The sequence below is a fragment of the Ruegeria sp. BF7 genome (genome assembly GCF_056538605.1).
This window is the reverse complement of sequence record NZ_JBQFTM010000017.1, coordinates 26,062-47,073: the sequence shown is the minus strand read 5'-3', so window position 1 is coordinate 47,073 and position 21,012 is coordinate 26,062. Positions and strand designations below refer to the sequence as shown.

Below are 21,012 nucleotides of genomic sequence, written 5' to 3'. Positions count from 1 at the left end.
CAGATGCTGAAAGACCAAAAACTGACGATTGGCACGTTACTCAGCGTTTTTCGTTGGCGTGTCGCGGTTACATGGTGTCTGATTCTTTCCGAGACCGTGTTTACTGTTTTGATCCCGCTATACATTGGTTTCGCAATCGATGGGCTGCTGGAAGGCAGAACTGAACCCTTAGTACATCTTGGGGTGTTACTAGTTTTTCTAACTATGATCGGTGTAATCCGTCGTATCTATGACACGCGGGTTTATGGAACAATCCGCGTTGAATTAGGCAAGGCGCTGGCCTCCCGGTTTTCGACCCTTCCTGTTTCGTCGCTCAATGCCCGAATTGGAATGGGACGCGAGCTGGCGGATTTTCTCGAGGATGTCCTGCCCTCTGCGATCGCAGGCACCGTTCAATTTGCTGTTTCTGCAGTCCTGCTCTTCTATTTTTCGCCGGTACTGGCCTTGTCCGCATGTGGCGTGCTCGTTGGCATGATAAGCGTATACGCAATATTCCATACTACGTTCTGGGAGTGGAACCGGGCCCTTAACCATCAAATGGAACGGCAAGTCAGCATCTTGGAAGAACGCAGTCACCGTCCGATGCTGGTTCACCTCAAACGACTACGCAAGTTCGAAGTAAAGCTTTCGGATACGGAGGCCGTTTTGTATGGAACGATCTTCATCCAGTTGATTGCTCTGGTCCTGTTCAACCTTTGGTTCGCAACCCAGTATCTGGAGTCCTCACCGGGTAAGATCTTTTCGATTGTCAGCTACACTTGGGAATTCGCGGAAGCGGCGCTTGCGCTTCCGATAGCACTCCAATCGTGGTCGCGACTTTCCGAAATCACGACCAGATTGGAGTCTAATTGAACTACGATCTAGTTCTCTAGTGCACCCCACAAATGAAATCTGTGAAGTTATTTCCAAGCGCCTTCTAGTGACTATCAATAAAAAACGCTGGTCAAATTCCTCATTTCGCGTTCCTACCTACTTTCGACGCCGAAGGAGGGACCGGCAAATCAAATTCAGGTCCTCAGTCTGAAAAGGTGTATTCCCCAATAGAACATAGGTCCAAGTTGTAGTCTTCAGATGCAGACTGATCTGAAAAGATACCCCGAATGTCATAAACACATGTGGTTAGGCCGTCTTCAATGAAGACATCCACTTCGTAGCCGGGTGCGAGGTATCCTCCTCTTAGTAGATTTCCTTCCCAGCTATTCGAAGAGGCGGGCGATACATTGAATTCCACAAGATCCTCGCTGCTGTCATTAAAGAGCTTAAATCGAAGATCTTCAGCATATGCTGAACTTGAGAACAAGATGATGAATGCGGTCGCTGTGGATAAGATACTTTTCATTTTCTTTGCCGTCTAAAACAGAAGAGTTGTTTGTGCTTGATCAAGCGTTAGGTGTCATCGCCGCTGCGAGGGCCTCTCCGGGCCGATCAAGTTCGAGAACGCCCCAGGCCGCGCGCAGCAGACGATCTTGTTCATCTTTGGTGAGGACACCCGCGCAGCACGACCGCGCCTTTGCTTCGACTTCAGTGTCGGTCAACGGGTTCTCCGGTCCGCCGCGATAGCGTTCGTCGGCCCAACCTGCTATTTCACGACCGTCTTTCAAGCGGATCGTGATACGAGACCGCATCTTGTCGAACCCTTGCGCCTCGATCTCGGAATCTAGTTCAGTCCGCACCCGGCGTTGCATTTTTTGCATCGGTTCTGATCCGACAAATGCGTCCGAGAACTCGACTTTGCCGGCTTTGCGGGCCAGCGCGATCATCGACAGTGCCGCAGGCAGAGAAAATTTCGCCTGCAGGTGATTTGACGCAATTGGATAGCGGATGGGCTTGAGAATATTGGTGCCTGCGTAGACCGTCACCGTGTCGATATCCCCGGATTTGATGTCTGCGTCGGTGACAAGTCGCAACATCAAATCAATCGTTGGGTGAGTAAGCACGCCACACGGATAGGGTTTGATCGAAACGCCGGGCTCGACGATGGTCCAGGTTCTGCCAAATCCTTGCGAGATTTTCTCCGGGCTGGCACCGCCACCCTGAACAGCCATGAACCCCCATGGGCCATCCAGCGCTTGTGGATCGGCTGTGTAGCCACGCGCAGCCAAGAGCGCTGCGGTGATCCCGTTCTCGGCGGCGCGACCCACATGCAAGGGTTTGGTCATGGTTCCGAAGTTGCAACGAATGCCAGCAGCGAAGCTGGCAGCTATTCCGAAACCGTGGCGGAGAGCATCTCCTTCCAGACCCAAGAGCTTCGCAGCTGCCGCGTATGCTCCGAAATGCCCGACTGTGCCGCTGGAATGCATACCCTGCATATAGTGTTGGGGCAGCATCCATTCCGAGATTTTACACTCCACCTCAAAGCCGGTCAGAAACGCCAACATGAAGTCCTTGCCCGACACGTTGCCCTGCTTTTGCGACATGACAATAGCGGCTGTCAGCGGCGGAATGGTTGGATGTGTCAGCAGCCCATAAATATGGGCTGGATCAATGCTAACCTGAGTGTCGTCCCAGTCATGGGCGTGGCCCGCCGTTCCCAACACACGCGCCGCCATCGGTGCAGGGACCTTGGCGTTGCGTCCGAGCAGCAGTGCATCTTCACGCCCACCATAATCCAGTGCCTCGTCTACAAGTATGTCGATCGTGTGTTCTTCAGACCCGGCAACATAAAGGCCAATGCCGTCCACAATACAGCGTGTTCCGATACGCAATGCCTCGTCGGGGATGTCTTCAAAACGGACTGTTTCCACGAATTCTGCGGCTTCGGCCGTGATGTTGGTATCCTGGGGCATTTCGGCGAATGCATTCTGAACAGCTGACATGGTTGTTATCCTTTCGGGGTATGGGGAGAATCTGATTTCGAGAGTAAAATGCGCCAGACAACTCCGGCGCTGGCGTTGACCAAGACAGCACGAACCGCCTGAAACGCCGCGACGAGGGCAACATTCTGACCTAGAACCTTCGAGGTCAGAACCATTTCTGCCATCCCGCCAATCGAGAAACAGAGGACGAGAGTTGGCAGGCTAAGGGGCGTAATCAAACTCGCAAATACGGGGGCAATTGCCATCCCCACCATGATCACAAGAAGAACGGGCACACCCGCGGCAAGCGCCCTCGGGATGGAAGAGAGTCGATCCCGCCGAAATCTCGCGCCCAGCGAAATGCCGACAAGAACCTGCACGACGGCCATAAGGGGTGCAGGCATCCGCCCGCTTGAAAAGCCGAAGGACGACAGCAACCCGACCGCAATCAGTGCGCCAAGCAACCACGCCGCGGGCAGCCCCAGTTGGGTGGCGGTCCATCCACCCGCCACCCCGACAAGCAGGACAAGAGCCAGAGGAGGCAAGCTCAGTGCCGCTGCGTCTGTTGATATCTCTTCTGACGTCGGGAAAACCGCGTACAGCGCCAAGGGTAAAAGACCTACGACCATTGCAACACGTACCGCATGCATTGAGGCAACAATGGTCCGGTCGGCACGATGGGTTGCGCCCACATTGGCCATTTCGATCACGCCACCGGGCAGGAGCGAGAAAAACGCGGTGCCGCGATCCATCCGCCCGAAGTGTGCCAGAACAGGTGTCATAACCACGGCGGCCGCGACGCCTAAAAACGACGCGAGAAGCATCAAGGGTGCCCAGACCAGCAGTGCAGCAGCAACATCCGGTGTAATGGACAGTCCGACCCCTGCTCCCAAAGCCGCCAGCGAGACACTGTAAAGCGGCTTGGGTACGGTGATCTCGACATTGCACATGGCAAAGCTACCGGTCGCCACCGCCGCACCCATCAGCCAGCCAAGTGGAAGGCCAAAGGCCTCCCAAAGGCTGCCCCCGAGCGCGGCGGGCAACAGGACTAGTACAAAGGCCCGAGTTATGCCGAGATCGCCTAGGATCACTCGTTCAAGTCTTTGTAAACAGGGGCATCCGCACGACGACGGCCCTTTAGCCAGTTGCTAAGTGGTGAAGACGCGATGCTGAGGATAGCCAGAACAAAGAAGAACAGCGCAATCGGACGCGTCAGGAACTGGCTCATGTCCTGGTCAAACAGGATCATGGACTGGGCAAGAGAGTTCTCGACCAAATGACCCAACACGAGACCCATGATGATCGGAGCGGGCGAGAACCCGGCACGGTTTAAAAAATACCCGACGAGACCGGCAACCAGCATGATATAGACATCACTCATTGACTGTCCGACACCATACGCACCGACAACACACAAGCAGAACACGGTTGGCCAGAGGAACTGACGCGGGATCAGCGAAATGCGCGAGAAATACTTGGCGCCAATCAGTCCGAAACCAAGGAAGACAAAGTTCGCAATCAGCATTGCGAAGAAGATCGCATACAGCAGGTTCGGTTGGTTTTCGAACAGGTATGGACCCGGACGCAGGCCATGGATCTGCAAGCCGCCCAGAATGACGGCAGCCGTGGCTGATCCGGGAATCCCAAGCGCTAGAGTTGGAACCATTGCCCCACCGGTTGCAGCATTGTTCGCGGCTTCGGGCCCGGCAACACCTTCGATCTCGCCCTTGCCGAAATTGTCCTTGTTCTTCGACCAGCGCTTGGCTTCGTTGTAGCCCATCATCGCAGCAACCGTCGAACCTTCGGCCGGCAGGATGCCCACGAAAGTGCCCAGACCGGAGCTGCGCAGGATGGTCTTCCAAACGCGCTTGAAGTCGTCGATTGTCGGAAGTTTCAGCGCTGACATGCTAAACCGTTCCAGCGGCGTGTCTTTTTGCCCGGCCTGATCCAACAGTTCCGCCATGGCAAAAAGGCCGATCAACACGGGAATGAAGCTGATGCCTTCGTAAAGCTGGGGCACACCGAAGGTGAACCGCTCGACGCCAGTCGTCAGGTCGACGCCAACAGTTGCCAGCAAAACGCCGAAGGCGCCGCCGATCAAGTTTTTGACCGCGGATTTGCCGCTGATCGACGCCAGCATCGACAAACCAAATACCGTAAGGGCAAAGTACTCAGGCGGACCGAACCGATAAGCAATCGTTGCCAGTGCGGGGGCAGCCAGGATCAAAACGATCAGAGAGAAAATGCCACCCGCGACACTTGCAACCGCAGCCATGCCGAGGGCTTTGCCTGCCTCGCCCTTCTTGGCCAACGGATACCCGTCAAATGCGGTCGCTGCCGCAGGTGGCGCACCCGGAGCATTGATGAGGATCGCTGTGATACTGCCGCCAAACGTGCCGGCGCAATACAGCGCTGCAAGCATTGCGATTGCAGGGATCGGCTCCAGATAGATGGTGAATGGCAGCAACAACGCAACGGCCATAGAGCTGGACAAGCCCGGAAGAGCACCGACCAGAACGCCTACGATTGTCCCCACCATAATCAGCAGCAAGGTCGTGGGCTGAATGATTTCAAGAAGTCCGCCAAGAACGTCCATGTTTTTCTCCCTTCAAAGCCCAAGCGCCGCAAGTGGACCCATGGGCAACCGCAGGCCGAGCAGCATTTTGAAAAGGACGTAGATTGCGACCGGCACACCAAAGGCAAAAGCGACGATGGCACCGTAGTTCTGTGCACCCCACATCACCGGCAAAATCAGACAAATGCAGAAGAACACCAGCGGCACGCCAAGAACTGGAAACAGAATGGCGGCGAGCCCAAGCACCGCTGCGGTTGCAGGCATTTGCCAAGGGGGCATTCCACCCAAGGCGTCTCCACCACGTGTAGTGTTTTGCAGGATCATGATGACGGTAAGCACAGCGATCACGCCAAGGATCAGGCGGGGCATGTGCGTGGCTGGCATGCCCTGCGCCATGCCAAGTGGGTCCGAGTCAAAGGTGGTCGTGACCCACCAAAGGATTGCCGACAGGACAAGGATCAGCCCGCCTGCGACGAGGTCGCGAGAGAGTTTCATGAGGTTCCCTTCCGATGGAACGAGTGACCGCCCACCATTGCGGCGGACGGTCAGAAGGCGGCCTTACTTACGCAAGCCCAGCTCTTCGAGGGTCGCGTAGATGTTGTCGTACATTTCGCGGATCTGAGCGTCCCAGACCTCGGAGCCTGCAACCGAACTTGCATCAAGGCCAATGCCTTCCAGGTATGCCTGATACGTGCCGTGCTCCATGCCTTTGATCAGCTTCTCTTCAAGCATCGCCGCCCGATCCACGGGGGTGTCTGCCATTACAATCACGCCACGTACGGTCGAAAAATTCACGCCGTCGATGCCCAGCTCTGCCATAGTTGGCGTATCAGGAAGCACACCCAATCGTTCTTTCGCCATGATGGCCAGCGGCACGAAGTCACCGGATTCGATCCCATCCACGGCCTCACCATAGTTCAAGCCAGCGGCCTGAATGTTCTTTCCCATCAGGTTCGTAATCATGGCACCGCCACCATCAAAGGGGACGTAGGCCACTTTGGCTCCGGACTTGTTGGCAAATGTCATTGCCGCGATGTGGTCTATTCCGCCTGCCTGCGTGCCGCCCCATTTGATCGGAGAAGTTTTGGACGCTTCGATCAACTGCTCAAGGTTTTCTATTCCAGAGGTTTTGTTCACGACGACAATAATCGGGTCATCTGTCGACCGGGCAATCCCTTTGACATCATCAATTCCAATTGGCGCGCGACCTCGGGCCATCGTGATCAGATGCGTGGGGGTAATTGCCATCAGGGTGTGACCGTCGGCCGGTTTACCCGAGGCATAGCTCATGGCCACGGCGCCTCCACCCCCCTTCTTGATCTGAACAAAGGCATCCACACCAAGTTCCTTACGCGCACGGATCAGCATTGTGCGTGCGGTTGTGTCGGTGCCGCCGCCAGCAGACGCGTGGGTTACAACCTCGATAGGCTGCGACGGGTATTCTTCTGCAGCCGACGATGTGGCCAGCGCCGCCACGATCATCGCACCAGCAGCGATACGCGAAAGTGTTTTCATGGTTTCCTCCCATAGATTTTCGCCCAGCCGGTTACGGCCGTTGACTTCGATGGGTATCATTACAAACTGTAAACTGTCAACAGTTGTCAATTTAAGAAGTCCGCTCCCCGTTTTCAGACGGCTTTAAAGAGATGCAATCAGACGGGTGAGGCCGTTGGAAACGTGTTCGCGTAGCGCATTATTTGCTGCAGCGGCATCTCGTTTCTTAAGCGCGTCGACAATTTCTTTATGCTCGGAATTTGAAACCTGAAGGTTCCCTTCCTGGACAAGCCCGCGTCTTCGCAGCAAGTGAAGTTGATTAACAATTTTTCGATAAGTGTCCTCGAGCGCGCTGTTTCGGGCCGCCAGGACCAGCGCGTCGTGAAACTGCAAGTTCAGTTTGTAGTAACCCGCTGTGTCGCTCTTATCCGCAGCCATCTGCATCCTGTCCACAAGAGCACTTAAATCGGCAATTTGGGCATCATCTGCACGCTTTACGATCAACTCCCCCGCAAGCCCGGCAATGGCTCCTCGAAGCTCATACAAATCTCGCGCTTCATCCAGAGATACCTCACGCACATACATGCCCCGGTTAACCTTGCTGGTCAAAAGCCCGGCCTGTTCGAGACTTCTGCAAGCTTCGCGAATAGGTCCACGACTAATTCCCAGTCGCTCGGCCAATGTACTTTCGTTGATCCTGTCGCCCGCAACCAGCTCTCCTGATACGATCATTTCTTCTATCGCATCGACAGCAATTGACGTAATAGTGTTCGCCTTACGTTGATTGATCGCTTGGGTTGCGGACTGGGTGGATGTGGATGCTCTCATGGGTCTGATCCTGATCATTGAAGCGTTAACTGTCAACAATCGGAACGCTAATTTCCTTCAAGAGAAAATATAATCTGCTAGTTCATCTGCTCATCGTTTTTGTCCGCAAGCGGCCCTTTCCGAGCCTTCACAGCCAAATCAATCCCTGCTGCTCAGACTCACCAAACCGGTCATTCGCAAGCCCTGTGAGAATATCTCACTGATACTGGTTAGCGGTGCAAGAAAACCAAACTTGTGTATCTGTCGCGAAATTATTTGTGGAATTGATCGCCAAAGCGGCCGGTAGCCCTTCTTTAAAACCAAGAGACAATAAGCATGAACGCTAAAAAGACTTCTGTCTGAATAGCTATAGTTTAGTTGGGTTCTGGACCCACTAAATTGGTTGCCGTGATCTCGACTGCGTGGATCACGCCCTTGGATTTCAGGGGTGTGCACTGAGCCATCTATTCTGTCTGACTGACGAACAAATGGGGCGTCTTCAGCCTTACTTTCCGAAGAGCCATGCAAGCCAAGGGTTAACGACCAGCGTGCTTTGAGCGGGATTATCTTTATAAACCGCAATGGGTTGCGGTGTCCGATGCATCTCGCGAATATGGGTCGCCAAAGACGCTGTACATCCGATGGAAACGGTGGAGCAACATGGGTGTGTTCGCTCGTATCATGGAAGGACTGGCTGCTGAAGATACGGATCACTAGACGATCATGATTGACGCAACATACCTCAATGCACACCGCACTGCCTCAAGCCTGCGCTTTAAAAGGTGGGGTGTGGCAGTCTGATCGGTAGGACCAAGGGTGGAATGAACACAAAGCTTCACGCCATTACCGACGGTGTTGGTCGCCCAATTCGGTTCTTCATCTCTGCCGGCCAAGTTGGCGATTGTGCTGGGGCCAGGGCTTTGGTGAACGACTTGCCATCGGCTGAATGGTAATTGGGTGATCGTGGTTATAATGCGGGCAGGTTCCGTGAAGCCCTTATAGACAAGGGAAAAAAGCCCTGCACTTCAGGCCGAAAATCACGCGACAAGCCTGTCCGGTACGACAAGCGCCGCTACGAACGCCGCAACAAGATCGGGATTTTGTTCGGACGCCTGAAGGGCGGGCATCGTGTTGCCACTCGCTGTGATCTATGCCCGAAAGTCGTCCTCTCGGCCATCGCGCCCGCAGCCATTGTCAAATCAAGGAGTCTGAAACCTAGGTCAAAGTGCGGCTTCGTCGAAAATGCCAATGATCCAATCCAGAAATGCTCGGACACGCGGTGAGAGTTGCCGGTTTTGCGGATAATAGGCGGCCAACGGAGTCGGCGCCGGTGGTGCATTCGGCAAGACTTCGACGAGTCGCCCATCTTCCAAGTCTTCCAAAAATCGATACTTAGGTGCTTGCGCAATCCCAAACCCCTCTCGGGTCAAATGGTGTACAGTGTCGGCGTCATTTGCGGTCACCAATACCGGCAACGAAATTTCTTCAAACCGCTCTTCGACTTTGAACTCCAGTGGCATTGCGGATCCAGTGCGCGAAGACAGGAAGCCAACCATCTGGTGACCTACCAGATCGCCCACCGACTCGGGAACGCCGAATTTCTCTAGATAGCCAGGACTGGCACAGGTGATTTCCGGGAGATCTGCGAGGTGCCGCATGATCATGCCGCTGTCATCGGGGTTTCCTGCACGGATAACGCAGTCGACTCCTTCGCGGACCAGATCAACCAGTCGCTCGGTCTGTCCGAGTTGAAGCGTGATCTTCGGGTGCCTGGTCAGGAAGTCGGCGAGGTGCGGTAACAAGAAAACCCGTGTCAGAGTACCAGGAGCGTCTACGCGCAACAGGCCGGAAGGTTCGTGCCCGCGCAAAGCGCCCTCGGCATCTTCAAGGTCTGCCAAAATAGATGCACATCTTTCGTAGTACGCCTGCCCATCCGGCGTTGGCGCCACATGGCGGGTTGTGCGATCCAGCAATCGGCTCCCCAAGTCGCGTTCCAACCGCTGGATAGCTTCACTTGCGGTGGACCGGGGAACACTGAGATCGGCTGCTGCCCTTGTGAAGCTCCTGCGTTCCAGCACGCGAACAAACAGGCGCATGGTATCAAGTCTGTCAATCATTGTTCGCTTTTATCGAACTGTCATTTCCAATCAAGACTGATTATCTGGTCAATCTTCACGTCTATCTTCGCTGGGAACAGAAAGGAGATTGACATGACACATAGACAGAAAACCGCAATTGTGACCGGTTCCAGCAAGGGGATTGGCGCATCGATCGCACTCCGCTTGGCTCAAGATGGCCATGCAATCGTCATCAATTTCGCAAGCGATGAAACCGGTGCGACCCAGGTCGTAGACACAATCAAACACACGGGCGGCCAAGCAATCGCTGTCCAAGGTGACATTTCCGAAACTTCCTGCATGCCGCGGTTGTTCGATGTTGCAGAACAAGAATTCGGCTCTGTCGATGTTCTGGTTAACAACGCGGGCATTATGCGCATCGATGCGATTGGATCCACATCTGATGCCGACTTGGAAGCGCATTGCGCCATCAATATTGGGGGTGTGTTTCGTGGTATGCGAGAGGCAGCCAACCGCATGAACGAAGGTGGCGCGATTGTCAGCCTTTCCTCCAGCGTAGTTGGTCTCTATCAACCGGAATACGGTATCTACGCAGCGACAAAAGCCGCGGTGGAAGCAATGACTCATGTGCTGGCCAAAGAATTGGGCCCGCGCGGCATCACCGTGAATGCCGTCGCGCCGGGGCCGGTTGAGACTGACCTATTCATCACAGGAAAACCCGAAGCGATGATCGAAAACATCAAGAAAACGCATCCGTTTGGTCGACTTGGAACGCCCGATGATATCGCTGCCGTTGTTTCACTTCTGGCCGGGCCTGATGGCCGTTGGATCAGTGGTCAAACACTTCGCGCCAATGGCGGCGTCATCTGAAACCTCCCTGAAAGGATAATCCAATGCCATTTGCCAACTACAAACTACCGCAGGCGTCGCTGACAGAAGATCAAAAAGAGGACCTTATCCATAAAACAACAGTCCTGATGGTCAGCTTCTTTGGAGAGATTGTGCGCCCGACCACGATGGTCCTGATCGAAGAGGTGAAAGACGGTGGATACGGCCGCGCAGACGAAGTGTTTGTGATACCGGATGCGTATCGCGCCAAGGATTGAGTCAAACCAATAGGCAGGTCGCGACACGAGGCGCTGCCTGCATCACTCTCAGGAGCGGTAAGAAAAGCTACTCTGCAGAGGTTTTTGAATAGCGAGCGGGAGGACACCCAACGCGACGGGAAAATGCAGTACTGAACGCACTGGAAGACCCATATCCCGTTTCGGCGGAGATTTCTGCAATGCTGAGTTCGCCCGTGCGGAGCATATGCTTTGCCAGCGTCATTCGCCAATTCTGCAAGTAAGTCATCGGGGGATGCCCCATTAGTTTTTCAAACCGGGTGAAATATGCGGAGCGAGACAACCCTGCTTCCTTCGCAAGCGCTTGAACGGTCCAACCGTGAGCCGGTGCCGAATGCATTGCGCGCAAGCTGGGACCAATTCGCAAATCCGCTAGACCGCATAAAAGGTTTGCCGTCGGCCCCGGTTCAGCGACAGAACGAAAGGCTTCAATCAGTAAGACTTGCAACAAGTTCTCGACGATCACATCTCGCGCCGGCCTGTTCGCGCGTGCTTCATCTCGGACAAGTTCTGTGAGAGTCGCCAGTCGTCCCTCACCTCGCGCAAAAATCAGGTCTGGCAATAGTGCGACCAGAAGCTCTGCATCCGGGCTGGCAAAGGTACAGTGTCCAATGAGTAGCTGAACCACTGGTTCGGCGTCGGGCGGTCCAAGCTTGAAGACTCCGTCTTCACCCTCCACCGGACGGCTCAGTAGGTCAGTCGCCGGAAGTGGGTCCAAACTGGAGAAGGTGAATGACTTGACCGCGGGGATCAGGGCAAAATCTCCGGCATTCAATACTAAAGGCTCTTTTCCCTCGACTTCCAAGCAAGCTCGACCTGTAAGAAGTGAGCAGTAAAAAGCTTCATTCACATCGTCCCGGGGCACCCGGAACGGTCCAGACGCATGCACAAGTTTTGAGTACGACGCCTTTGGCTGAAGGAGGGAGATGATTTCGGAGAACGGATCTGCCATTTTGGACTAAATGTAACCTTTTTTGGATTTTGGATTATATAAAGTACTGATCTGGCTGTCTACCTTAGTACCATTGGCGAAAAGGAGATGCTGCCATGAATACTGTAATGATCACAGGATGTTCTTCGGGTTTTGGACTTGAAACCGCGCGCTACTTCCTCGAACAGGGATGGTCCGTTATTGCTACAATGCGCAAACCTGACGAAACACTTTTGCCGACCTCGGATCGTTTGAGAATCCTGCGACTGGATATTTCGGACAGCGAAAGTATTGAAAAGGCCGTGAAAGCTGCCGGCCCCATCGACGCCCTGGTGAACAATGCAGGTGTTGGCTGGCTATCCCCCTTCGAAGGAACATCCCAAGAAAACCTGCGCCGGATATTTGAGACCAATACGTTCGGCACTATAGAAATGATTCGTGCCGTACTGCCACAATTGCGTGCCAAAGGCTCTGGCGCGATTGTCAACGTTTCGTCCAGCGTCACTCTCAAACCGTTGCCGCTGGCTCCGGTCTATACAGCCAGTAAAGCCGCGGTAAACGCCTTCACCGAATGTCTGGCGCTTGAATTGGCCGCTTTGGGTATTCGCGCCCATATCGTTCTGCCCGGTCAGGCGCCAACAACGAATTTCGGCAAGAACGCGATGGCGCTGATGGCTGAATCAAATGACACGCCCGAAGACTACAAACCATTCGTCGAGCATATTATGGGTGCATTCATGAACGCTGAGGGGAAGGAATTCACTCTTGCAGAAGATGTCGTTCAGGCAATCTGGAGAGCGGTGACGGACAGCACCTGCCCACTAAGAGTCCACGCAGGAAAGGACTCGGTCGCGCTGGCAGCCTAAAGTACCATTTCAAACAACTTGAATTAACTCGACAAAGGGAATGGCCGCTCCCACCTGGAGCGGCCATTTCAATGCATTGGGTTGCTGCACCAGATGGTGCCCAACTTTCTTAAAACCCATGCATGCGCTTGGCCCATTGATAGCCAACAATCAAACCCTTCATTACCGGCAGAAGAGCCAGGGCGCCGGCGACTGCGATCACCGACATGCTGAGTGCCAGCACCCACGGTTCCGGCCGCCATGTCACCCAAGCTATGTGCAGTGCGAACCCCATGATATGACCGATGATCAGGATCGTAAGATATGCCGGCCCATCATCTGCCCGCTGATAACTCAAATCCAAGCCGCAACTCGAACATTCATCATTCACTTTGATGTAGCTGTGCAGCAGCTTGCCTTCCCCGCACTTGGGGCACTTCAACTTCATACCATTGATGATCGCAGGCTTGATCGGACGATCTTCGCTGTCACCGTGGCCGTCGCATGTAAGTTCGGACATCTTTGATCTCCTTCATTGGCGCTCCAGATAACCCATGCTCAATCAAAATGCAATCATTATGCAATCAATAATGCTCCGCAATCGATATTTCGTTGAAATATATCTGATTTTTGTGCGAAGGTGTCTGCATCAATCTGCTGCAATGATTGGAATGCATCTTTGAAGACCTGGACACCGAATCTCAGCGACAACGGGAAACCGCTCTATATTCGGATCGCTGAGGCGATCAGGCACGATGTCGAGACAGGCGTTCTTGAAGCAGGCGACAGGCTTCCGCCCCAGCGCAGTGTCGCAAAAACTGTCGGTTTGGATTTTACAACCGTTTCGCGCGGTTATTCAGAGGCGGCAAAGCGAGGGTATATCGACACGTTTGTCGGTCGCGGTTCGTTTGTCCGGCAACCAGAAAAGACAACAGAACAAGCGGATCCCCGACGTGCGCTTGAAGAAGACCCGAATATGAACATGCCACCAGAGCCAGATGATCCAGCTCTGGTGGCTCGAATGGAAAAGGGTCTTGCGCATGTTGCGGCGAACCTTGTCCCCCTACTCCGCTACCAATCCGTCATTGGCAGCCGACAGGACCGGGAAACTGCTGCCCGATGGATGAGTATCAATGGTATAGACGTGGCGGCGGATCAATTGGCTATCACGCCTGGAGCACATTCCAGCCTTCTTTCGATCCTGACATTGCTCACCAAACCCGGACAGACAGTGCTGTGCGAATGCGTGACCTACCCGGGCATTCGTGCAATCGCGGGCCAGTTCGGCATCCGGCTTGTAGGAGTGAGATCAGATGACAGCGGAATACTCCCGGAAGAGCTGGATGCGTCCATTCAGGAACATGCACCCTCGGCGCTGTACCTGAACCCGACCCTGCAAAACCCCCTCACACTTACGATACCAAAAGGTCGACGTGAGCAAATCGCGTCCATTTTGCAGAAACACAGTTTGCCATTGGTCGAAGATGACGCCAATCGATTTGTGTCCTCAGATGCACCTCCACCAATTTCGCAACATATACCAGAATTGGGATGGTACATCGCCGGTCTTTCCAAATGCCTGGGCGCAGGTTTGAGGCTGGCACTCACCGTGGCCCCGTCGGGTGTAACGAAAGGCCACTTCTCACGGGTGCTGCAAGCATCAAATGTGATGGCTTCGCCTATCACGACGGCACTGATGTGCCGATGGATAGAGGATGGAACCGCGACAGCCGTTCAAAAATTCATTCGAGTTGAAGCGAAGCGCCGACAAAATCTTGCTGCTGAGATCATGCGCAATCAGAGCTTCAACAGCAGCAATGAGGCATTCAATATCTGGCTGAAACTGCCCCAAGGTTCCACTCGTGCAGATGTGATGAGCGTCATGGCCAATCGACAAGTGGGGATTATGCCAAGCAACGCCTTTACCGTGACAGGCTCACCTGAAGAAGCGGTCAGGGTTTGCCTTGGCGGGCCAATCTCATTCAGCCAATTGGCTGAGGATCTGGAAGCGCTCAATTATGCGATCGCCCACCAAAACTTGGTTCCATAATACACAAATGATTTTGCTTGGAGTGCTGAGTAGCGCTCAATCCAATTCGGGTGTTCACTTCGAAACGCCAAGAACGATACCTGCGAACCTTTTTAAATCAGACGGAGCGGTTGAACGGTGCTGGACAATGACGTGCCAGTAGAGCGGCGCGATAAGCATATCGAGAACCATCTGCCGATCCGTGTCTTGGGAAAGCTCACCGCGCTCAAATGCCCTGTCCAGCATGATCATGGCTTGGGCCCTTCGATCACGCGTCACACTCTCAAGCAACTCGGCAAGCTCATCAGAACGTGCGTGCTCTGCATGCAGGTCTGGCAGAATGCGGCGCACAAGTGGATGCCGCAGAGTTGCAGCCATCCGGCGTAACAGCATGGCGACGTCACCCTCAAAGGACCCGGTGTCCGGAATTGGGGTGATGCGCGTCGCCGTTGATTTCACCGCTTCGGTCACAAGATCAAACTTGGATTTGCTCCGTCGATAGAGCGCCGCCTTCCCGACACCTGCGCGGGCCGCGATGCGCTCCATACGAAGAGCGGAATACCCCGTTTCCGCCCACTCCTCGAACAAGGCGCGTTGGATGGCTTCCGTTACCGTGTCTTGCAAAACGGCGGCCCCGGCGGGCTTCCGACGTGGGCGATCAACATTTTTTACGTCGGAACACTTGCGTTCCATCGTGATTCTCCCTTATATAGGACGAAACGGTATCGTTCCGTCGCAGATTGAAGCAATCCGAGCGATACTGCAACCCGTTTGTGGCATTTGCAGAAAGGACGCGAAGATGGATCCGAAAATCGCTCTTCTGTGGTTTGCGCCTCTGCTTTGCGGCGCCTTGATACCCATTCATGCCGGAATGAATGCTGAGCTTAGCCGTGCTGCCGGCCACCCCCTTTGGGCAACTCTGTTGTCGTTTGGAATATCATTCGTTTGTCTGGTTGTCGGTATTGCCTGTCTTCGCCCGACATTGCCAAGCTTATCTTCTCTTTATGCGGCTCCTCCCTGGGCGTGGGTCGGAGGCGTGATCGGTGTCGTTTACGTGATGGCGACCATGGTTCTGATCCCACGCTTTGGGGCTGCCGCTTTTATTGCAGCTGTTGTCGCCGGACAAATGACGATGGCGCTTATCCTCGATCAGAACGGTCTATTGGGGAACGACTCTAGACCCGCAGATTTCTTCCGCATCACAGGTGCAATGCTGTCAATTGCAGGTGTTCTCATCATGCAGCTTGGAAAAGAGTCATGACCCCAGTCACCACTCACATCGAAACCCTTCCAATACGGGATCAACACAAGGTTAGGAGAGAACATGTCTGAGACAAACACGATACCAAGCTTTGGAGCGATGCTGCGCAATGCCCTCGGGGATGCAATCGTCGCAGACGCTGACGAGAACTTCCTGGACATGTGTGACGAAGAGATTGTGTTCGAGTTCCCGTTTTCACCAGAAGGATCTGTGCGAAAGCTACAAGGGCGAGACATAATGGCGGCCTATCTACCGAAGGCTGGCAGCCTCATCAGCTTTGAGTCCATGAGCCCTGCAATCACTCACGTTTGCAAAGACGGTGAAACCTACGTTTTGGAGTTCTCTTGCAAAGGTAAAGGCGAGGCCGGGCGCTATGACCAGAATTACCTCTCGGTCATTGAGGTCAGGAACGGACGCATCGTGCGATACCGCGACTACTGGAACCCTCTGGTTCTGCTGAATGCCGTTGGAGGGATCGAAACTCTGAAATCGAAGCTGGAGGACTTTATCGATGACTAAGCCCATTCTTGTCACCGGCGGCACAGGAAAGACTGGCAGCCGCGTTGTCAAGCAGCTGCGCGCAATGGAGCTCTCCCCTCGCGCCGGAACGCGCAATCCTCAAAACAAAGATGAGGTACGCTTCGATTGGAAAGACCCTTCGACGTTCGACGATGCTTTCGAAGGTGTCGGTACCGTTTATCTCGTAGCACCCACGGACACTGTGGATTCATTGGGAGCAATGCAGGCGGGGCTGGAGGCAGCACTAGCTTCAGGCGTCACGCGCTTTGTGTTGCTGAGTGCTTCGTCGCTGGATGAAGGCGGACCCATGATGGGAGCAGTGCACGCCTGGCTGCGCTCCAACGCACCAGAATGGGCAGTTTTGAGGCCAACATGGTTCATGCAGAACTTCTCGGAACTTCAACACCGCGATCACATTCGCGAAGAGTCTACCATTTACACAGCGACAGGTGACGGTCGAGTTGGCTTTATCGATGCGGGCGATATTGCAGCCTGCGCAACGGCTTTGCTGGTCACTCCGGCTATAAAATACAAAGACTATATACTTACCGGTCCCGAAGCGATTTCCTATGATGTGGTTGCTAAGACGCTAAGTAGTCAATTGCGACGGCGGATTATCCACCATCGCCTAACCGTCGACGAACTGGCGGAACGTCATCAGAAGCACGGGCTACCCGAAGAGTATGCAAAAACGCTGGCCACTATGGACGGTGCAATCGCGGGCGGATCGGAGGATCGCGTCACCAATAACGTGCTCAAATTGACCGGCTCGGTGCCAACTTCCATCGATCAATTCGTTCAGCGAAACCTGGACGCATGGTCAACTTGACAGAGGTGTAAAAAACCGTCTGTGCTCTACGCATCTTGGTCAGGCTTTCGATTAGATGGTTCAAGGAATCCACATAGGTAAGCTCGCTTCCGGCTGAGTTGTTTTCCAACCGGCAATGACGAAAAGGCTTTCAGCGGATCACAGCGCACGCTGCAAAGCGCGTTCAAAAGAAATCTTTGGGGTGCTCTTTCGCAGGCAAGTGAGCGAGCTCCCAATCCATGTTGAAGGTCTGCTTTGTCGCGCATTCCGGACATTCAGAACCAGATGTCAAATTGCAGGTGAGCTGACAAAACGAACCTTGCGGACATCGCCTTTTGCGGAGAATGTTCCGTCATGATTTACAAACCCAACAGGACAAGCATCACTGCTGCGCAAAAATCACCATCTAAAAAATTTCTTTCAATCACCTTCGTTCGCTATTGGCTACGACAAAACTTGTTTGACGGTGTAACCAACAGTTTGCTGTCGCTAAGTCTAATCGCTCTCATAGTGACCCTATTGTGGAATTTTTTTGTTTGGGCGGGACTCAATGGTGTCTGGAACGCAGAGTCTCTTGCCGAATGTAAAGAGATTGTCGAGGTTGCCCATGGTCCGGAGGCGCATGGTGCATGTTGGGGGGTTCTCAAGGGAAGAGTTGGCGCAATTCTGTTCGGCTTCTATCCATCCGAGCTTTACTGGCGGCCAATCACAGCACTGGTCCTGCTGTTCGCAGCGCTCGCTCCGTTTGTTTTCAAGTCATTGCCACGTCAGATGCTATATTTTTCCGCCCTGTATCCTGTCATAGCTTACTACCTCATTTGTGGCGGCCTCGGGATTGAAGTTGTTGATTCTCGCCAGTTTGGTGGCCTGTTGCTCACATTCATTCTCGCGGTTTCTGGGATCACTCTAGCAATCCCGACCGGTATCGCACTGGCATTGGGACGACGGTTTCTCATTCGACCCTGTAGAGCCGCTTTCGCGTCTATCATCGCGTTTGCTCGAGGCGTTCCGCTCATTGTATTGCTGTTTGGGGTTTTTCTATTGACCAACCTCCTCCTGCCCCCTGGAGCTTACGTTGACCAGATACTTCGAGGAGTAGCCGTGATTGCATTTCACACTGGCGCTCGGATAGCGGGGGCAATCCACGAGCGGCTGATAGCAATCCCTGAAGGGCAATGGGAGGTGGCGAGTGCTTTGGGATTTAGCCAAAGGAAGACTATCTGGTTAGTCGTTCTTCCCGAAGTACTCAGGGCGCTGTCGCCATGGATGGTTCTAGCCGCTGTTGGGGTGTTTCGGGACACGACACTTGTTGCGGCGATGGGTTTCTTTGACCCACTCGGAATATTGGAGGCAATCAGGACCGAAGTAGTTTGGAATGGCGTTGTTTGGGAGTTGTTTTTGTTTGTTGGATTGCTTTACTGGTCCATTTGTTTTTGCATGACCTGTTATACTAAATATCTTGAACAAAAACTCGAATCCGAACGCAACCATCCAGTCACCTTGAGGCGACAGTTAGTTGCGCGTTCTATCGTCACCGACTCGACGGCTTAGATGTATCTTCAGGCTGAGGGCATTTTGGGTTGCCAAACTTGCAATCACCTCAGGCACGGCGCATAGGGCTCAGAGCGAACTCTCGGCGCTGCGGCCCCCTATTTGCAATGGTTTATGAAAGCTCTTCAGGCGAAACAGTTATTCAGGTTTCTTTCCCCATTACATGTGGAAAATACTGTCGATCCCATTCATCTGGGCGAAACAACGCCTTTCCCCAAGAAAGAACAAGGTCTGTATTGCGATAAGGGATTTCTGAAACAGCGCAGTCCCCATCATAACCTTCTGGCGCTATGTGAAAGTGCTCGTCATCTCGGTCAAGCGATTGGAGAAGTTCAAGAAACTTGTCTCGGCCCGCTTCGTTGACCCACAATTCGAACTGTCCATTTTCGGTCAAGGACAATGTAGATTGCGATTTCATATCTTGTTCCCGATTCAGATAACGCGGCGTCTCTCGACATAGGCTTTTGCCGACTACTGAAACGTAAAACGACCGGGTGTCTTGCGCCGCTAAGGGGTCAGTTTGGGCTCGCAGCCGACTTTCTCTGCGACGTCCACTAAGCGGTCTTAAGAGCCCTGAGCCACAAATGCCGTTCCACCAACATGATGCAGTGGCATTCGACAGGTCGCAGCCCAAAACGGACATTCACAACTCGACTTTGCAGTTTTCGAGTTGCGGGTAAGCCGTTCGCAGAAGTCGAACCGGCTTGTGTTCGTTCAGCGTTTTCGGAGAAGAAAGTGCAGTTGAGTAACGTGTTGTACTCAACTCATCTCTTCAGGCTTACAATCACTGTATCTAGAAACAGCCGTGCAAGTTTCGACAAAGACGCATTTCCTGCATGAACAGCGAAGAGTTTGATTTCTGGAAAAGACCACTCCGGAAGCACTTCGATAAATTGCCCCGTCAGCAACTCCTCTTGGCACAGCGGCTCCGGCAATTCGCCGATGCCGTGGCCCGCCAGAACCGCCGCCCTGATAGCGGCGTAGTCATTTATGGAAAGGTCGGGTTCAAAGCGGATGTTTTCAACCTGCCCCCGCCTGGAAAGCATCCAGTTCACATCGCGGGATGAGTGGAACCCGAAACCTATGATTTTGTGATCTTGCAGATCCGTTGCCTGGCGAAGTGACGGATTAGCGGCAACGTAACCTGGCGAGGCGAGCAACCGGTGTCGGTATCTAAGCAATGTCTTGACTACCAGGTCAGGCTCTTCTGGTGGAGCAACGCGAAAAGAAAGGTCCACTCCATCATCGACAAAATCGAGCAATCGTTCCGATACTAGAATGCGCAGCCGCGCGTTTGGATAGTGCAGTTGGAAGATTTCGACGGCCTCCAGAAACAGCACCTCCACTAAATTCGGCGGCACCGTGATTGTGACCGTTCCAGCCGTGTCGCTATGCCTGTCGGTCATTACCCGATTGGCATAGCTGATCGTTTCGAGCCCCTTGCGGCAGAGTTCAAGATAAGTCTGGCCCGCCTCGGTTAGGCGGATTTGACGCTTGTTCCGGTCGATCAGGCGGGTGTTCAAATCAGCCTCCAGCTCGGATACTTTGCGGCTCACCGATGACAACGACATTCCCAATACCCTAGCGGCTTCAGTGAAGCTGAGAGACTTTGCAACTTGAGCAAAGATAGCAATCGCGTCGTAGCTGGCCATCATATTTCCATATTTGGAAGGGCAATCCCGATATTTCTGATCTCTTCACAATAGGAAAATGTTATTGTCCTGCCAACAAGGTAAAAGAGGTTGGCCTGATGGCGCATGGACACAACACAATCAACTACATCGAATTTCCACTCACGGACCCGTCAGCCACAAAGCAATTTTATGCTTCAGTCTTTGGTTGGGACTTTCAGGAATGGGGTCCAAACTATCTGAGCTTTAGCGGTGCAGGCATTGACGGGGGCTTTAATGGCGAGGACAAGACGCCAGTGCAAAAACCAGGCGTCTTGGTGATACTCTTTTCCAATGATCTCAAAGCATCTTTGGCCAAAGTCAAAGAGGCCGGCGCCACCATCATTCGAGACATCTATTCATTCCCCGGTGGGAGGCGGTTCCATTTTATCGATCCCAACGGCAACGAACTGGCGATCTGGGCAGCGGTAGCGGAATGAGCATTCTCATCACCGGTGGTACGGGCAGCACCAGAATGGAGACACTTCGCATTCTCGGGCAAAGGAGTGCGTCAGGAATGCGGGC

22 protein-coding genes and 1 pseudogene are annotated in these 21,012 nt (G+C 53.6%); 11 read left to right on the top strand and 12 right to left on the bottom strand.

All coding sequences use genetic code 11. The features are described from left to right. Positions 1-3: 3 nt before the first annotated feature. Positions 4-852 carry an ABC transporter six-transmembrane domain-containing protein gene (locus tag ACR0IK_RS21315; RefSeq protein ID WP_480643164.1) on the top strand — a complete coding sequence of 283 codons (849 nt, stop codon included), beginning with the start codon at positions 4-6 and terminating at the stop codon, positions 850-852. A 527-nt stretch (positions 853-1,379) separates the two neighbouring features. Here the strand turns inward: ACR0IK_RS21315 and ACR0IK_RS21310 are convergent. The 6 genes from ACR0IK_RS21310 to ACR0IK_RS21285 form a co-directional block, all read right to left on the bottom strand. After that, the gene (locus ACR0IK_RS21310) at positions 1,380-2,816 is read right to left on the bottom strand and encodes an MmgE/PrpD family protein (protein WP_480595774.1); all 1,437 of its coding nucleotides are present in this window, start codon (positions 2,814-2,816) and stop codon (positions 1,380-1,382) included. A 5-nt stretch (positions 2,817-2,821) separates the two neighbouring features. Then, the gene (locus ACR0IK_RS21305) at positions 2,822-3,886 is read right to left on the bottom strand and encodes an AbrB family transcriptional regulator (protein ID WP_480643163.1); all 1,065 of its coding nucleotides are present in this window, start codon (positions 3,884-3,886) and stop codon (positions 2,822-2,824) included. After that, the gene (locus ACR0IK_RS21300; RefSeq protein ID WP_480643161.1) at positions 3,883-5,391 is read right to left on the bottom strand and encodes a tripartite tricarboxylate transporter permease; all 1,509 of its coding nucleotides are present in this window, start codon (positions 5,389-5,391) and stop codon (positions 3,883-3,885) included. Before ACR0IK_RS21300 ends, ACR0IK_RS21305 begins: the two co-directional genes overlap by 4 nt. Before the next feature lie 12 nt (positions 5,392-5,403). After that, positions 5,404-5,865, bottom strand: coding sequence for a tripartite tricarboxylate transporter TctB family protein (locus tag ACR0IK_RS21295; RefSeq protein ID WP_480643160.1), 462 nt, complete (start codon positions 5,863-5,865; stop codon positions 5,404-5,406). A gap of 63 nt (positions 5,866-5,928) precedes the next feature. After that, positions 5,929-6,885: a Bug family tripartite tricarboxylate transporter substrate binding protein gene (locus ACR0IK_RS21290; RefSeq protein ID WP_480643158.1), complete on the bottom strand. Its 957-nt coding sequence runs from the start codon at positions 6,883-6,885 to the stop codon at positions 5,929-5,931. A 123-nt stretch (positions 6,886-7,008) separates the two neighbouring features. Next, complete coding sequence (locus ACR0IK_RS21285) at positions 7,009-7,692, bottom strand: FCD domain-containing protein (protein WP_480643157.1); 684 nt, start codon at positions 7,690-7,692, stop codon at positions 7,009-7,011. A 434-nt stretch (positions 7,693-8,126) separates the two neighbouring features. Here ACR0IK_RS21285 and ACR0IK_RS21280 point away from each other — a divergent pair. Then, positions 8,127-8,867 (top strand): annotated as a pseudogene (locus ACR0IK_RS21280) (IS5 family transposase); the annotation flags it as partial. Positions 8,868-8,891: 24 nt separating this feature from the next. Here ACR0IK_RS21280 and ACR0IK_RS21275 read toward each other — a convergent pair. After that, positions 8,892-9,788 carry a LysR family transcriptional regulator gene (locus ACR0IK_RS21275; protein WP_480595756.1) on the bottom strand — a complete coding sequence of 299 codons (897 nt, stop codon included), beginning with the start codon at positions 9,786-9,788 and terminating at the stop codon, positions 8,892-8,894. Positions 9,789-9,881: 93 nt separating this feature from the next. Here ACR0IK_RS21275 and ACR0IK_RS21270 point away from each other — a divergent pair, with 93 nt between their 5' ends. Together ACR0IK_RS21270 and ACR0IK_RS21265 are read left to right on the top strand one after the other, a co-directional pair. Next, positions 9,882-10,619 carry an SDR family oxidoreductase gene (locus ACR0IK_RS21270; RefSeq protein ID WP_480643155.1) on the top strand — a complete coding sequence of 246 codons (738 nt, stop codon included), beginning with the start codon at positions 9,882-9,884 and terminating at the stop codon, positions 10,617-10,619. 23 nt (positions 10,620-10,642) lie between these two features. Beyond that, positions 10,643-10,855 carry a tautomerase family protein gene (locus ACR0IK_RS21265; RefSeq protein WP_480643154.1) on the top strand — a complete coding sequence of 71 codons (213 nt, stop codon included), beginning with the start codon at positions 10,643-10,645 and terminating at the stop codon, positions 10,853-10,855. A 67-nt stretch (positions 10,856-10,922) separates the two neighbouring features. Here the strand turns inward: ACR0IK_RS21265 and ACR0IK_RS21260 are convergent, their stop codons facing one another. Beyond that, the gene (locus ACR0IK_RS21260; RefSeq protein WP_480643153.1) at positions 10,923-11,825 is read right to left on the bottom strand and encodes an AraC family transcriptional regulator; all 903 of its coding nucleotides are present in this window, start codon (positions 11,823-11,825) and stop codon (positions 10,923-10,925) included. A 95-nt stretch (positions 11,826-11,920) separates the two neighbouring features. Here ACR0IK_RS21260 and ACR0IK_RS21255 point away from each other — a divergent pair, with 95 nt between their 5' ends. Continuing rightward, positions 11,921-12,670 (top strand): SDR family oxidoreductase, encoded by a 750-nt coding sequence (locus ACR0IK_RS21255; RefSeq protein ID WP_480643152.1) that lies wholly within the window; start codon positions 11,921-11,923, stop codon positions 12,668-12,670. A gap of 109 nt (positions 12,671-12,779) precedes the next feature. Here ACR0IK_RS21255 and ACR0IK_RS21250 read toward each other — a convergent pair whose 3' ends face one another. Beyond that, positions 12,780-13,169 carry a DUF983 domain-containing protein gene (locus tag ACR0IK_RS21250; RefSeq protein WP_480595743.1) on the bottom strand — a complete coding sequence of 130 codons (390 nt, stop codon included), beginning with the start codon at positions 13,167-13,169 and terminating at the stop codon, positions 12,780-12,782. Between the two features lie 159 nt (positions 13,170-13,328). Here ACR0IK_RS21250 and ACR0IK_RS21245 point away from each other — a divergent pair, with 159 nt between their 5' ends. Further along, entirely contained in the window at positions 13,329-14,699 is a 1,371-nt protein-coding gene (locus ACR0IK_RS21245; RefSeq protein ID WP_480643151.1) for an aminotransferase-like domain-containing protein, read from the top strand. 54 nt (positions 14,700-14,753) lie between these two features. On the opposite strand, the gene ACR0IK_RS21240 is transcribed toward ACR0IK_RS21245, so the two are convergent. Beyond that, positions 14,754-15,371, bottom strand: a complete 618-nt coding sequence (locus tag ACR0IK_RS21240) for a TetR/AcrR family transcriptional regulator (RefSeq protein WP_480643150.1) — start codon at positions 15,369-15,371, stop codon at positions 14,754-14,756. 106 nt (positions 15,372-15,477) lie between these two features. Here ACR0IK_RS21240 and ACR0IK_RS21235 point away from each other — a divergent pair, with 106 nt between their 5' ends. The 4 genes from ACR0IK_RS21235 to ACR0IK_RS21220 all read left to right on the top strand — a co-directional run bounded on the left by ACR0IK_RS21235 (position 15,478) and on the right by ACR0IK_RS21220 (position 18,817). After that, complete coding sequence (locus ACR0IK_RS21235) at positions 15,478-15,939, top strand: DMT family transporter (protein ID WP_480643149.1); 462 nt, start codon at positions 15,478-15,480, stop codon at positions 15,937-15,939. 63 nt (positions 15,940-16,002) lie between these two features. Next, positions 16,003-16,458: a nuclear transport factor 2 family protein gene (locus tag ACR0IK_RS21230; protein WP_480643148.1), complete on the top strand. Its 456-nt coding sequence runs from the start codon at positions 16,003-16,005 to the stop codon at positions 16,456-16,458. After that, on the top strand, positions 16,451-17,287 hold the full coding sequence (locus tag ACR0IK_RS21225; RefSeq protein WP_480643147.1) for an ergot alkaloid biosynthesis protein: 837 nt from the start codon (positions 16,451-16,453) through the stop codon (positions 17,285-17,287). Before ACR0IK_RS21230 ends, ACR0IK_RS21225 begins: the two co-directional genes overlap by 8 nt. Before the next feature lie 333 nt (positions 17,288-17,620). Then, on the top strand, positions 17,621-18,817 hold the full coding sequence (locus ACR0IK_RS21220) for an ABC transporter permease subunit (protein WP_480643146.1): 1,197 nt from the start codon (positions 17,621-17,623) through the stop codon (positions 18,815-18,817). 142 nt (positions 18,818-18,959) lie between these two features. Here ACR0IK_RS21220 and ACR0IK_RS21215 read toward each other — a convergent pair whose 3' ends face one another. Together ACR0IK_RS21215 and ACR0IK_RS21210 are read right to left on the bottom strand one after the other, a co-directional pair. Further along, entirely contained in the window at positions 18,960-19,235 is a 276-nt protein-coding gene (locus ACR0IK_RS21215) for a hypothetical protein (RefSeq protein ID WP_480643145.1), read from the bottom strand. Positions 19,236-19,581: 346 nt separating this feature from the next. Beyond that, the gene (locus tag ACR0IK_RS21210) at positions 19,582-20,469 is read right to left on the bottom strand and encodes a LysR family transcriptional regulator (protein WP_480643143.1); all 888 of its coding nucleotides are present in this window, start codon (positions 20,467-20,469) and stop codon (positions 19,582-19,584) included. Positions 20,470-20,567: 98 nt separating this feature from the next. On the opposite strand from ACR0IK_RS21210, the gene ACR0IK_RS21205 reads away from it, so the two are divergent. Next, positions 20,568-20,927, top strand: a complete 360-nt coding sequence (locus tag ACR0IK_RS21205; protein WP_480595723.1) for a VOC family protein — start codon at positions 20,568-20,570, stop codon at positions 20,925-20,927. The last annotated feature ends 85 nt before the right edge of the window (positions 20,928-21,012 follow it).